The following is a 13,709-nucleotide window of genomic DNA, read 5'->3' as shown; positions in this document are numbered from 1 at the left end:
ACGCAGACCAGGTGTCCATGGTGCCGTATCCACGCCCCCGGCCGTCAATCGCATACCTCCGCGACTGCGCCGAGGGCGGGTGCCGATCGTGCCAGAATGGCCGCGTGACCTTCCAAGGCAGCGGATCGATCGACACCGGCAACGTCTCCGGCGGCGGTGGAGGCGGTGGGGGCCGGATCGCGCTGGGCGGCGGCGCGGGACTCCTCATCACGATCGTCGCGCTGTTCTTCGGGGTGAATCCCGGCGATCTGCTCGGCGCCGGCGGCCCCGCTCCCGGCACCTCGTCGGACGCCGCGCAGATCCAGCAGCAACTGGACGAGTGCACCTATGAGATGGCCAACGAGAACACGATCTGCCGGATCAAGGCGACCACCGTCAGCGTCGACAAGGTGTGGTCGGATCTGTGGCCCGAGTACGAGCCACCGCAGACGGTCATCTTCTCCGACGCGGTGAACACCGGATGCGGCGCGGCGAGTTCGGCGACCGGCCCGTTCTACTGTCCCGCCGATTCGACGGCGTACTTCGATCCGACGTTCTTCGCCCAGCTGCGTCGCATGGGCGGCAGCGACGGGCCCCTCGCGCAGGAGTACGTCGTGGCCCACGAGTACGGACACCACGTGCAGAACCTCACCGGCGCCCTCGCCAAGGGGCAGCGGATGGGTTCGCAGGGACCGCGATCGGGTTCGGTGCGGGTCGAATTGCAGGCCGACTGCCTCGCCGGGGTGTGGGCCCATCACGCCGACGACGGCCCAGACGCCCTCCTAGCGCCCATCACCGAGGAGCAGATAGCGACGGTCATCCAGACCGCGAAGGCCATCGGCGACGACACCATCCAGGGCGCGGGCTCCAATCCCGAGGGCTGGACTCATGGTTCGGCCGCCCAGCGCATGCGGTGGTTCACCGTCGGCTATCAGTCGGGCGATCCGGATCGCTGCGACACCTTCGCCACCGACGACCTGTGAACGCCACCGACCCCGGCGGGACCGGCCCGCGCAGGCCCACCGCCGTCGATGCGATCGCCGAGGCGCACCTGGACCGGTTGTGCGCGCTCGATCCGCTGTTCGCCACCGAGATCGGGCGCGGTGGGCACGACGACCGGCTGACCGACTTCTCCGCGCAGGGGTGCGCCGAACGCGCCGAGGTCGCCGCCGGCACCCTCTCCGCCCTGGGCGGCGCCGACGTCGTCGATGCCATCGACCGCGTCACCGTCGCGACCATGAGCGCCTCGCTGCGTCGCGAGCTCGCACTCGCCGACGCGGGCGAGCACATCGGCGACTGCAATGTCATCGCGTCACCGTTGCAGGCGCTGCGCGACGTCTTCGACCTCATGCCCACCGACACCCGCGAGCAGCGGGAGACCTTCTTGTCCCGCCTCACCGCGATCCCGGCGTCGCTCACCGACGTCGTCGACGGCCTCGCCCACCGGCTTCGTCACGGTCCGCCGCCGGCCCGTCGACAGGTGGCGGCGGTCGCCCGGCAGGCCGACACCGCGGCCGATGCCATCGCCGGCAACACCGCACCGATCGCGGCCGACCCGGCGCTCGCCGGCACCCTCGCCACCGCGCTCGACGCGGCGCGGACCTCGTTCGGGACCTTCGCCCACTACCTGCGCACCGGCGTTCTCGCTCAGGCCGTCGACGACGACGCGGTCGGCCGCGACCGCTACCTGCTGCACCTGCCGGCCTACCTGGGCGCCGACGCCGACCCCGACGACGCCTATGCCTGGGCGATGACCCGGTTGCAGCAGATCGTCGCCGAGCAGCAGGAGATCGCGGAGGGACTGCTCCCCGGACAGGGGGTCGCGGCGACGCTCGCCTGGCTGGATCGTCAGCCGCAGTACCAGATCCACGATCGCGCGGAATTCGTCGACTGGATGCAGGCGACGTCCGACGCGGCGGTCGCCGGTCTGGCGGGCACGCACTTCGACCTCCCGGCCCGGCTGTCCCGGCTGGAGTGTCGGCTCGCCCCGTCGTCGACCGGGATCATCTACTACACCCAGCCCAGCGAGGATCTCTCCCGTCCGGGACGGATGTGGTGGGCGGTGCCCGACGACCAGACCGTCTTCCACACCTGGCAGGAGAAGACGACGGTCTACCACGAGGGCGTGCCCGGGCATCATCTCCAGCTCGGATCAGCGATCGTCGACCCCGACCTCAACGCCTGGCGCAAGCTCGCGTCGTTCACCTCCGGACACGGCGAGGGCTGGGCGCTCTACGCCGAACGCCTGATGGACGAGCTCGGCTGGCTCGAGGACCCGGGCGACCGTATGGGGATGCTCGACTCGCAGCGGCTGCGGGCCGCGCGGGTCGTGGTCGACATCGGCGTCCACTGCCGCCTGCCCGCGCCGGAGTCCCTCGGCGGCGGGATCTGGGACGCCGACAAGGCCTGGACGTTCCTGACCTCGTCGGTCGCGATGGACCACGCCGTGCTGCGCTTCGAACTCGACCGCTATCTGGGCTGGCCCGGCCAGGCGCCCTCGTATGCGCTCGGCCAGCGCGTGTGGGAGCAGACGCGTACCGCCGCCCTCCGCCGGCACCCGGACTGGACGCTCAAGGACTTCCATTCGCGCGCACTGGCTCTCGGCGGTGTCTCGCTGGACGTCCTCGCGGCCGAGGTCGCCGGCGAGGACCAGGAGACGCGCCGCTGAAAACCACCCTCCGCAGCTTCGCCGACGCCTTTGAGCAGTCGCCGGTCCTGCACTGGGCGGTTTTCAGCTGCGAATGTATGCGCTGACCTCAGCCCAGGAGACGACGGACCTCGGCGACCACGTCGTCCAGGGCGACCCGGTGCTGTTCGCCGTTGCTCAGGTCCTTGATCTCCAGCCGGCGCTCGGCGAGTTCGTTCTCCCCGAGCACCAGCGCCAGCCGCGCCCCCGAACGGTCGGCCGCCTTCATCGCGCCCTTGAGGCCACGATCGCCGTAAGCCAGGTCGACACTGATCCCGGCGGCGCGCAGAGCGCCTGCGACACCGACGAGTTCGGCTTTGGCCGCCGAGCCCAGCGGCACTCCGAAGACCTGGCAGCGGGCCGCCTCGGTGCCCGCGACACCCTCGGCCTCCAGCGCCAGCATCGTCCGGTCGACGCCGATCCCGAACCCGATGCCCGACAAATCCTGCTTGGCGCCCAGCTGTCGCATCAGACCGTCGTAGCGCCCGCCGCCGCCGATGCCCGACTGCGCACCGAGACCGTCGTGGACGAATTCGAACGTGGTCTTCGTGTAGTAGTCCAGGCCGCGCACCAGACGCGGGTTGATCTCGTAGACGACACCCAGCCGGTCCAGGTGCGCCAGGACGAGGTCGAAGTGCGCCTTCGCGTCGTCGGACAGATAGTCGATGAGCAGCGGCGCGCCCGCGGTCGCCGCCTTGATCTCCGGCCGCTTGTCGTCGAGGACACGCAGCGGGTTGATCTCGGCGCGCATCCGGGTGGCCTCGTCGAGGTCTAGCCCGAACAGGAACTCCTGCAACGCCTCTCGATAGCGCGGACGGCTCTCGTCGTCACCCAGCGAGGTGATCTCCAGCCGGAACCCCGTCAGGCCGAGGCGGCGATAACCCTCGTCGGCGATCGCGATGACCTCGGCGTCCAGCGCCGGGTCGTCGACACCGATCGCCTCGACGCCGACCTGCTGCAGCTGGCGATACCGGCCGGTCTGCGGCTTCTCATAGCGGAAGAACGGCCCGGCGTAGCAGACCTTCACCGGCAGCTGGCCGCGGTCGAGACCGTGCTGGATCACCGCGCGCACCACGCCCGCGGTGCCCTCGGGACGCAGCGTCACCGAGCGGTCGCCGCGGTCGGCGAAGGTGTACATCTCCTTGCTCACGACATCGGTCGACTCCCCGACCCCGCGTGCGAACAGCGCGGTGTCCTCGAACACCGGCAGTTCGATGTGGCCGTAGCCGGCACGACGCGCCGCGTTGGTGAGCGTGTCCCGGACCCTCCGGAAGTCCGCCGAGTTCGGCGGGAGGTAGTCCGGGATGCCCCGGGGGGCCTGAAATGCTCCGCTCACAGTCCGTGTCGTCCCTTCGGTCGAGTGCTCTGGCGTTCGAGGCCGGCCAGGAAGGGATTGCTCGCACTCTCCTGGCCGATGGTGGTCTGGGGTCCGTGGCCGGGCAGGACCAGCGTCTCCGCGGGCAGCGGCAGGAGTTTCGCCGCTATCGAGTCGAGCAACTGCTGATGGTTGCCCCCGGGGAGATCCGTCCGGCCGATCGAACCGGCAAACAATACGTCACCGGAGAAGCAGACCCCGACCACCGACGGCGTGTCGGGCCCGGCCTGATCCCGGGCCTCGTCCGGCACGTCGACGTCGACCCCGAGCAGCACCGAGCCCTGTGTGTGCCCGGGCGCGAGATCGACAGAGAACGCGACCCCGGCGAGTTCCACCGACTCGCCGTCGGCGAACTCGACCACCTTCTCCGGCTCGGTGAACACCTGGTCGCCGATCATCGCGCCCAACGCCCGTCCGATGCCGAGACCGGGATCGGCGAGCATCGGACGATCCGCGGGATGGATGTAGGCCGGGATCGAGTACTCGTCGCAGAGTTCCGTCGCGTTCCAGGTGTGGTCGAGATGACCGTGCGTGAGCAGCACCGCCACCGGGGTGAGGTCGTGTTCGGCGAGCAGTTCCCGGACCCGCGGCGCCGCATCCTGGCCCGGATCGATGATCACCGCCTCCGATCCCGCCTCGGCGGCGACGATGTAGCAGTTTGTCTGGAACATCCCGGCGGGGAATCCGGTGATGAGCATGCTGCTCCTCGGGTCGGCGCGGACAGGACGACGCACACACGTCGGTGTCCATTGTTGCGTAGGCGGCATGGCTCGCGACCCGCCGCACCCCGTTCTCAGGTACAACTGGCACACTTGCCCCCGAGTAAGTGACATCCACGACGATGTCGGCACAGCCATGCCGAGGTTTCAGGAGGATCCACCCGCGTGTCCACCAATGAGGAGCGCCGCGAGGCGGCGAAGCGGAAGCTCGAAGAACGCCTCGAGACCGAGCGCCTCGCCCGGCGCAAGCGGAAGATCGTCATCGCCTCCGTCTCGACCGCCGTCGTGGTCGCCGTGGTCGCGGGCGTGACCGCCGTCGTGGTGAAGAAGATCATGGACGACCGCGAGGCCGCACGCTGGACGACCTGCGCCTACGAGGACTCCCCGAGCCGCTTCGACCAGCTGCCCGATCAGGTGCCCGACAACGTCCCGGCCGATCAGCGAGCGCAGTACCAAGCCGAACTCGACGAGCTGAAGGCGGCCGCGGAGAACGAGCGCACCTCGCCCAAGCCCGACGAGCGCGTCCTCAAGTCGGGCACCGAGAAGGCCACGTTCGTCACCTCCCAGGGCACCCTACCGATCACGCTCGAACGCGATGGCGCGCCGTGCAACACGGCTGCGGTCACCTCGTTGATCGAGAACAAGTTCTACGACGACTCCACCTGCCACCGCATGACCACCAGCGAGACGCTGAAGATCCTGCAGTGCGGCGACCCCACCGGCACCGGCATGAGCGGGCCCGGTTGGACCAGCCCCGACGAGCCGCCGACCGATCTGCAGACGGTCGGGCAGCCGGATCCGACGACCGGTTCGCAGCCCGTCATCTACCCGCGCGGCACCATCGCGATCGCCAACAGCAGCCAGGGCGGGCAGAACCCGAACACCGGGTCCAGCCAGCTCTTCATCGTGATCAACGACAGCCAGTTGGGCCCGGACTACTCGATCGTCGGCAAGGTCGACGAACCCGGACTCGCGGTGCTCGACAAGGTCTACGCCGGCGGCATCAACCCCGGCCCGATCGGCAGTCAGCCCGGGGACGGCGAGCCGAAGCTCCCGGTGACCATCGAGACGGCCACGATCAACTAGGCGCCGGGAACTCTAATCCCTAATCCAAAAGAACCTCGAAACCCGTGATCCCTGAGGTGCGAGGAGCGCGAGCGACGAGCCACGAAGGGCCTGGCGAGGCAGCTCACCCGGCCCTTCGTGGCTCGCTTCGCTCGCACCTCAGGGAGCAGAGGGAGTGGGCTGGCGAATCAGAACAGAGCCTCCCGATCACGCCGCCGAGGTCACCCGGTAGACGTCGTAGACTCCTTCGACGTTGCGCACCACGTTGAGCACGTGCCCGAGATGCTTCGGGTCGCCCATCTCGAAGGTGAACTTGCTGATGGCCACCCGGTCCCGGCTCGTCGTCACCGACGCGGACAGGATGTTGACGCGTTCGTCGGCGAGCACCTTGGTCACGTCCGACAGCAGCCGGTGCCGGTCGAGCGCCTCCACCTGGATCGCCACCAGGAACACCGATTCCGGCGACGGGGCCCAGGACACGTCGAGAATTCGTTCCTCTTGCTGCCGAAGCGATTCGGCGTTGGTGCAGTCGGTGCGGTGCACGCTGATCCCGCCGCCGCGGGTGACGAAACCGAGGATGTCGTCGCCGGGCACCGGGGTGCAGCACTTGGCGAGTTTGATCACGACGTTGTCGATGCCGTCGACCATGACGCCCACGTCGCCGCCCTGGCGTGCCCGGGTGGGCATCGTCGACGGCGTCGACCGCTCGGCGATCGCCTCTTCGGCGTCCTCGATGCCACCCAGTGAGGCGACCAGCCGGTTGACGACATGCCGTGCGGAGACGTGGTTCTCACCGACCGCGGTGTAGAGCGCGGTGACGTCGGTGTAGCGCAACTCGCGGGCGATCGCCGACATCGATTCCGCGCTGAGGAGCCGCTGGAGCGGGAGCCCGCCGCGGCGGACCTCCTTGGCGATCGCGTCCTTGCCGGCCTCGAGGGCCTCCTCGCGTCGCTCTTTGGCGAACCACTGCCGGATCTTGGCCTTGGCGCGCGGCGAGACCACGAACGTCTGCCAGTCCTTCGACGGACCGGCGGTCGGCGCCTTGGAGGTGAACACCTCCACCACCTCGCCGTTCTCGAGCGTGCGCTCGAGCGCGACCAGCCGACCGTTGACGCGCGCGCCGATACAGCGGTGCCCGACCTCGGTGTGGACCGCGTAGGCGAAGTCGACCGGGGTCGATCCGGCGGGCAGCGTGATGACGTCGCCCTTCGGGGTGAACACGAAGATTTCGCGCACGGCGAGGTCGTAGCGCAGCGACTCCAGGAACTCACCCGGGTCCGCGGCCTCCCGCTGCCAGTCGAGCAGCTGGCGCATCCAGGCCATGTCGTCGATCTCGGCGGTGTCGGACTTCTTGCCCGACTTGCGGTAGCCGTTCTCCTTGTAGCGCCAGTGCGCGGCGATCCCAAACTCGGCCGTGCGGTGCATCTCGTGCGTGCGGATCTGCACCTCGAGCGGTTTGCCCTCGGGTCCGATCACGGTCGTGTGCAACGACATGTAGACGCCGAAGCGCGGCTGGGCGATGTAGTCCTTGAAGCGCCCCGCCATGGGTTGCCACAACGAGTGCACGACACCGACGGCGGCGTAGCAGTCGCGGTCCTCCTCGCAGAGGATGCGCATCCCGACGAGGTCGTGGATGTCGTCGAAGTCGCGGCCCTTGACGATCATCTTCTGATAGATCGACCAGTAGTGCTTGGGCCGCCCCTCCACGGTGGCGTTGATACGCGCACCGGCCAGCGCGCTGTTGATGTCGGCTCGCACCCGGGCCAGGTAGGTGTCGCGGGACGGCGCGCGGTCGGCGACGAGCCGGACGATCTCTTCGTAGCGCTTGGGGTGCAGGATCGCGAACGACAGGTCCTCGAGTTCCCATTTGACCGTCGCCATGCCGAGTCGATGAGCAAGTGGCGCAATGACTTCCAGGGTCTCGCGGGCCTTGCGCGCCTGCTTCTCCGGCGGCAGGAAGCGCATCGTGCGCATGTTGTGCAACCGGTCGGCGACCTTGATGACGAGAACGCGCGGATCGCGCGCCATCGCGATGATCATCTTGCGGATGGTCTCGGCCTCCGCGGCGCTGCCGAGGGCGACCTTGTCGAGCTTGGTCACGCCGTCGACGAGGTGTGCGACCTCGGGTCCGAAGTCCTTCTCCAGCGCCTGCAAGGAGTAGCCGGTGTCCTCGACCGTGTCATGCAGCAGCGCCGCAATGAGGGTCGTGGTGTCCATGCCCAGATCGGCGAGGATCGTGGCGACCGCCAGCGGATGGGTGATGTAGGGATCGCCGGACTTGCGCTTCTGGCCGCTGTGCCGTTCGTCGGCGACGTCGTAGGCGCGCTGCAGCAACGCCACGTCGGCCTTCGGGTAGATCTCGCGGTGCAGAGTGACCAGCGGTTCGAGGACCGGCCGGACCTGACTGCGGGTCGCGGTCATACGGCGCGCGAGGCGGGCGCGCACCCGGCGTGAGGCCGACGCACCCGGCTGGATGGAGCCGACCGCGGCCGGTGCGTTCGGCCGGTCGGCGGTCTCGGCCGACGTCGCTCCGGCGTCCGGGGTACCCGCGGGGGTCACGCCACGCTGCGCCGTGTCGGATTCATCGGGCATCAGCGGTCCTCCTCACGGTTGTCTGTCGGCATACGGTGACCCGTCCGGCCTACCGGGCGGGCTCAGCCGATTCTAGTCGCGGCCCGCCCATGACCGGGTCGACGCCGTCAGTCCAGTGCGACCGCATGGACGGGAACATCCGGTCCGAGGCCACGGGCGATCGTGTCCCGGCCGCCGAGACCCGCGAGTTCCATGATCACCGCGACCCCGACGACGTGCGCACCCGCACGATGGAGCAGTTCGGCCGCGGCGACCGCCGTCCCACCGGTGGCGAGCACATCGTCGACGAGCAGGACACGCCGGCCGCTGAGGTCGAGGCCGTCGGCCGGGATCTCGAGCGTGGCCTGTCCGTATTCGAGGCTGTAGTCGATGGCGAGGACCGGCGGCGGCAGCTTGCCGCCCTTGCGGACCGCCAGCACCCCGACCTCGAGCTCACGCGCGACCGCGCCGCCCAGCAGGAACCCGCGCGCGTCGATACCGGCCACGAGGTCGATCGACGAACAACCATGCGTGAGCGCGGTGACGATCGTCGACAGCCCTTCCGGGTCCGCGAGGACCGGTGTCAGGTCCTTGAAAGCGATTCCGGGAGCCGGGAAGTCGTCGACGAGGCGAGCGTGTTCGGCGATCGCCGCCTGCGCTCGCGAGACCGCCTCCGCCGTACGGTCGGGCACGACACCACCCATCGCTTCACTCCCCTGCTCAACCACGGATCGTCCACCGATCCATGTTCCATCCGGTGCCGTCGCGGCCGAGACCGGCCACCACGTTGCCCACCCGATCCTTCCACTGCCGTATCCGCGGCGCCGCGAAGAGGGGCACCGACGGCATCGTCGCCCAGGTCGCGTTCTCGATGGACCGGGCCAGACGGAGTCGGTCGGGCGCCGAGACGGTCGTCGCGAGCTGATCCACTCCCCGACTCACCATCGGCTCCCGGATGCCGGACAGGTTCAACGGGTCTCCGCCGCGCAACGCGTAGGCGTCCCGGCTCGGGTCGGCGGCACCGGCCGCGGCGAATGACGCGCCCCCGGCGACGATGAGTGCGTCGACATCGCGGCCCAGAGCGTCGGGCCGCAGGTCAGGTGAGGACGCGTCCTCGACGACGATCCCGGCGGCGCGGCACGACGCCGCGATCGCCGCGGTCATCTGCTGCCACCGCGGAGTCGGCGCGACGTAGCCGATGCGTACCGTCCGCGGTCGCAGCGCGACCTCCGAACCGGCCGCCTCGCCGCCGGCCGGGTCCTGTACCGCGCCCTGCCCGGTGGCCGCCCGGACGAGTCCGCGCGCTCGTTCGATGTCCGGCCGCTGATAGGCCTGGCCGAATTCGGTGTTCATCTGTGCGGCCAGGTTGTCTGCCGGGGAGAGCACCCGGAGATTCCAGACCTGCGCGCCGGCGCCGAAGTCGCGCGCGAGGTCGGCTCGCGGGACGCAGGAGGCGAACGCCCGGCGCATCCGGACATCGCCGAACAAGCCGCGGCCGGCCAGGACGAGTTCCTCGACGCCCAGCGCGCGCGCCGGCGAGGACGGCCCGGCGGCCCCCGCCGAACCGGCGATGTCACCGTCGACAAGGCCGGCCGTCACGTCGACGACGTCGAACCGCCCGTCGGGGAGCCGGCGAGTCGCGTCGGTCCCGCGCCCCCAGACGACGATGCGGGAGGTCTCCGGCTTGTCGCCCCACCACTCGTCGTTGGGCACCAGGACGAGTCCGCCCGAGCGCGAGTACCGGTCGATGCGATACGGACCCGACGCCGGATAGTGCGCGTGATCGACCGGTCCGAACGTCAGGTCGAAGCCGGTGTTCCATGCGTCCGCGATGCGTCCGACGGCGGCCCGGTCCATCGCCCGGATCGGGTCGATGACGTCGGAGAGGCCTGCCACGCGGGCCACCACGTGCGCGGGCATCATCGCCCCGGCGCCGAAGAGCGAGAGCCAGTTCCGGTACTCCCGTCCGGGCGCGAAGGTGACGGTCGCGCTCTTGTCGCCGGCCCCGCAGTTCACCGAGTCGATGTCGCGATAGCCGGCGGTGGTCGCCGGGGTGAAGCCGGGCAGCCGTCCGCTCATCGCCGCCCAGGCGAGCACGAGATCGTCGCAGTCGAGGGCCACCCCGTCGGAGAAGACCGCCTCGGGGTTGAAGTCATACCGCAGGGTCGGCACGCGGCCGGGCACCTGGGTGACCGTGCCGACGTCGCGATCCGGGATGACTTGGCCGGCCGGGCCCAGCAGACTGAAGCCGGGCAGCAGCCGGGTGGTCGCCATGAGGACGCCATCGGCGTTGCCGCTCACCGTGTTCGCGTTGTAGGTCGTGATCCGCGCGTCGACCACGTAGTCGATCGTCGGCGGCCCGTCGTCGCCGCAGGCCGTCACCAGCCCGGCGACCGTGACGAGCCCGACGAGGAGGCTCAGGACCCTGACGAACTCCCGGCGTCCAACGCTCACGTCGCAGAGACTAGCGGTTGCGACGGCGTTTGCCGGTCGGGACCGCGCGGTCCGCGTCGTCGGTGTCGACTGCTGCCCCGGCGGACGCCCCTCGGCGCGTCCGGACCGGCCGCGGCTCGTCGGACGGGAGCCCGGCGCGACGCCGGAGGACCTTCTCGGTGTGCCGGCCGATGTCGGGGCGACGTTCCTTCAGTGTCGCCAGGAGCGGCGCGGCGAGGAAGACCGACGAGAACGTACCGACGAGGACACCGACGAGCTGAATTAGCCCGAGATCCTTGAGCGTTCCGACGCCGAGCAGCCAGACCGCGATGACCATCAACGCGATGATCGGCAGCACCGAGATGACGGTGGTGTTGATCGATCGCATGAGGGTCTGGTTCACACCCAGGTTGGCCTGTTCGGCGTAGGTGCGCCGGGTGGTCTGGAGCACCGAGCGGGTGTTCTCGGAGATCTTGTCGAACACGACCACCGTGTCGTAGATCGAGAAGCCGAGGATGGTGAGCAGGCCGATGACGGTCGCCGGGGTGACCTCCCACCCGACGAGCGAGTAGATACCGGCGGTCACGATCAGGTCGAAGAACAGCGACCCCATCGCCGCGATGGACATCTCCCGGTCGAATCGCACCGCGATGTAGACGAAGACGATGACCAGGAACACGGCCAGCGCGATCAGCATGCGCTCGGTGATCTCGCTGCCCCACGTCGAGCTCACATCCGAGATGCTCACCTCGGCGGGCGCGAGTTCGGGACCGAATTCGTCTGCGAGCGCGCGCGTCACCGATTCCGCCTGGGCGAGATCGAGGGTCTCGGTGCGCACCTGGACCGTCTGGCTGCCACCGGCTCCCGCGGTCTGTACCGATTCGGGCGCCTCGCCGAGGGTCGCGGTGACAACTTCTTCGACGGACTCCGCGGTGATCTCCGAGGAGACGACCGGCACCGACATCTGGGTACCGCCCTCGAAGTCGATACCGAGGGTGAACCCGCGGATTCCGATCGAGGCCAGGCAGATCAGCAGGATCGCCGCGGTGACGCCATACCACATGCGGCGGCGCCCGACGATCTCGAAGGCACCGGTACCGGTGTAGAGCCGGGACAGGAACGAGCGGTTGCGATCGGCGACGAAGTCGGCGTCCGCGCCGGGCTGGGCCTTGTCGGCGTCGAGAACGGCCGAGTCGCCGGCTGCCTTGTTGTCCGGCCCGGTCATCGCACCGTCCCCTTCTCCCGAGTGGCATCAGTGGTGTCGTCGGCGTCCGCAGTGCCCGCGGGCGTGCCATCGGGGGCAGCACTCGCCTGTCGGTGTGCCGCGACGCGACGCTGGCGGGCGACCTCGCTGATCGCCCCGAGTCCGTTGACGCTCGGCTTCGACAGGAATGTCGAACGGCTCGCGTAGACGACCAGCGGGTGGGTGACCAGGAACACGACCATGACGTCGAGGATCGTGGTGAGACCCAATGTGAACGCGAAGCCGCGGACCTCGCCGATCGCCAGGATGTAGATGACCGCGGCGGCGATGAAGCTCACCGCATTGCCGGACCAGATCGTGCGGCGCGCGCTCGCCCAACCGCGGGGCACCGCGGACCGGAAGCTGCGCCCCTCGCGCATCTCGTCCTTGATTCGTTCGAAGTAGACGACGAACGAGTCGGCGGTCATACCGATGCCGATGATCAAACCTGCGATACCGGCCAGATCGAGGGTGAACCCGATCCAGCGACCGAGCAGCACGATGATGCCGTAGACCATCGCCCCGGCGAGGACGAGCGACAGCACCGTCAGGATGCCGAGCATTCGGTAGTAGGCCAGAGCGTAGATGAAGACCGCGATCAGGCCGACGAGACCGGCGATCAGACCGGCCTGCAACGACGCGAGACCCAGTGTCGCCGAGATCGTCTCGGCGTCGGAGGCGGTGAAGGACAACGGCAGCGAGCCGTACTTCAGCACGTTGGCGAGTTCGTTCGACGACGACTCGGTGAACGGACTGGCGCTACCGCCGCTGATTCGGGTCTGACCGCCCGGGATGGGCTCGTTGATCGCCGGCGCCGAGACGACGCGCGAGTCGAGCGTGAAGGCGGTCTGGGTCCGGTTGGGGGCCTGCTCGGCGGTGTACCTGGGCCAGAAGCTGGCGGCCTCACCCTCGAATTCGAGGGTCACCACCCATTCGCCGGTCTGCGGATCGGTACCGGCGTTCGCGTTCTTGATGTCGCGACCGTCGATGATCTCCGGGCCGAGGAGGTAGACCTCCGAGCCGTCCGTCGAGCAGGCCACGAGGTACTGATCGGGGCGGTCGTTGCCCAGCAGCGGGTCGTTGGCCGTCGTCGAGCAGTCCATCTTCGCCATCTGCTGCTGGAGTGCCTCGAGCTGCTGCGGGGTCGCGTTCCCCGGCGCCTGACGGAGCTTGCGCTGCTCGTCGATGGCGGCTGCCGCGGCCTCGGTGGGCAGGGCGTCGGCCTGATCGTCGGCACTCTCGGGCTTCGGCGGTTGCGGAGTCGCCATGGCCGGCTGCCCGACGACCGGTCGGACGTACAGGCGCGCCGTCTGGCCGAGTGACTTGGCCTGCGCGCCGTCCTGGCCGGGGACCGTGATGATCAGGTTGTCACCGCTGACGACGACCTCGGAACCGGAGACGCCGAGCCCGTTCACGCGCTGCTCGATGATCTGCTTGGCCTGATCGAGCTGCTCTCGGGTCGCCGCCTGACCGTCCTCGGTCCGCGCGGTCAGCGTGACGCGCGTACCGCCCTGGAGGTCGATACCGAGCTTCGGTTCGATGGTCTGGGGTCCGGTGAAGAAGATCAGTCCGTAGACGACCGCGAGCAGGCCGATGAAGGCCACGAGCGGACGCCACGGCGGGATCTCTCGAGCCGGT

10 protein-coding genes are annotated in these 13,709 nt (G+C 69.3%); 3 read left to right on the top strand and 7 right to left on the bottom strand.

The genetic code is table 11. The features are described from left to right. Positions 1-104: 104 nt before the first annotated feature. Positions 105-962 carry a neutral zinc metallopeptidase gene (locus tag QAD21_RS11145; protein ID WP_165630140.1) on the top strand — a complete coding sequence of 286 codons (858 nt, stop codon included), beginning with the start codon at positions 105-107 and terminating at the stop codon, positions 960-962. After that, a complete protein-coding gene (locus QAD21_RS11140; RefSeq protein WP_165630141.1) occupies positions 959-2,647 on the top strand; it encodes a DUF885 domain-containing protein in 1,689 nt (562 codons plus the stop codon). Before QAD21_RS11145 ends, QAD21_RS11140 begins: the two co-directional genes overlap by 4 nt. A gap of 88 nt (positions 2,648-2,735) precedes the next feature. On the opposite strand, the gene hisS is transcribed toward QAD21_RS11140, so the two are convergent. Both hisS and QAD21_RS11130 read right to left on the bottom strand, forming a co-directional pair. Beyond that, positions 2,736-4,001, bottom strand: coding sequence for a histidine--tRNA ligase (hisS, locus tag QAD21_RS11135; RefSeq protein ID WP_068972467.1), 1,266 nt, complete (start codon positions 3,999-4,001; stop codon positions 2,736-2,738). Further along, the gene (locus QAD21_RS11130; RefSeq protein ID WP_068972466.1) at positions 3,998-4,738 is read right to left on the bottom strand and encodes an MBL fold metallo-hydrolase; all 741 of its coding nucleotides are present in this window, start codon (positions 4,736-4,738) and stop codon (positions 3,998-4,000) included. Before QAD21_RS11130 ends, hisS begins: the two co-directional genes overlap by 4 nt. Positions 4,739-4,924: 186 nt before the next feature. On the opposite strand from QAD21_RS11130, the gene QAD21_RS11125 reads away from it, so the two are divergent. After that, positions 4,925-5,845: a peptidylprolyl isomerase gene (locus tag QAD21_RS11125; protein WP_058250323.1), complete on the top strand. Its 921-nt coding sequence runs from the start codon at positions 4,925-4,927 to the stop codon at positions 5,843-5,845. Between the two features lie 186 nt (positions 5,846-6,031). Here the strand turns inward: QAD21_RS11125 and QAD21_RS11120 are convergent, their stop codons facing one another. From QAD21_RS11120 to secD, 5 genes are all read right to left on the bottom strand, one after another. Further along, positions 6,032-8,416, bottom strand: coding sequence for a RelA/SpoT family protein (locus tag QAD21_RS11120; RefSeq protein ID WP_280361444.1), 2,385 nt, complete (start codon positions 8,414-8,416; stop codon positions 6,032-6,034). A 107-nt stretch (positions 8,417-8,523) separates the two neighbouring features. Then, positions 8,524-9,099 carry an adenine phosphoribosyltransferase gene (locus QAD21_RS11115; RefSeq protein ID WP_058250276.1) on the bottom strand — a complete coding sequence of 192 codons (576 nt, stop codon included), beginning with the start codon at positions 9,097-9,099 and terminating at the stop codon, positions 8,524-8,526. 16 nt (positions 9,100-9,115) lie between these two features. Then, complete coding sequence (locus QAD21_RS11110; protein ID WP_280361442.1) at positions 9,116-10,849, bottom strand: ABC transporter substrate-binding protein; 1,734 nt, start codon at positions 10,847-10,849, stop codon at positions 9,116-9,118. Between the two features lie 10 nt (positions 10,850-10,859). Continuing rightward, positions 10,860-12,053: a protein translocase subunit SecF gene (gene secF / locus QAD21_RS11105; protein ID WP_065632108.1), complete on the bottom strand. Its 1,194-nt coding sequence runs from the start codon at positions 12,051-12,053 to the stop codon at positions 10,860-10,862. Beyond that, positions 12,050-13,675: a protein translocase subunit SecD gene (secD, locus tag QAD21_RS11100; protein WP_280361440.1), complete on the bottom strand. Its 1,626-nt coding sequence runs from the start codon at positions 13,673-13,675 to the stop codon at positions 12,050-12,052. The genes secF and secD overlap by 4 nt, the downstream gene beginning before the upstream one ends. Between the last annotated feature and the right edge of the window lie 34 nt (positions 13,676-13,709).

The sequence above is a fragment of the Gordonia sp. SMJS1 genome, assembly GCF_029866425.1.
GTDB classification, from domain to species: domain Bacteria; phylum Actinomycetota; class Actinomycetes; order Mycobacteriales; family Mycobacteriaceae; genus Gordonia; species Gordonia hongkongensis.
This window is presented reverse-complemented; position numbering and strand designations above follow the sequence as displayed.

Excerpts from the sequence above, each read along its gene's own strand:
- QAD21_RS11115 (WP_058250276.1), bottom strand. The coding sequence starts at position 9,099 with ATGGGTGGTGTCGTGCCCGACCGTACGGCGGAGGCGGTCTCGCGAGCG.
- QAD21_RS11130 (WP_068972466.1), bottom strand. The coding sequence starts at position 4,738 with ATGCTCATCACCGGATTCCCCGCCGGGATGTTCCAGACAAACTGCTAC.
- secF (WP_065632108.1), bottom strand. The coding sequence starts at position 12,053 with ATGACCGGGCCGGACAACAAGGCAGCCGGCGACTCGGCCGTTCTCGAC.
- QAD21_RS11120 (WP_280361444.1), bottom strand. The coding sequence starts at position 8,416 with ATGCCCGATGAATCCGACACGGCGCAGCGTGGCGTGACCCCCGCGGGT.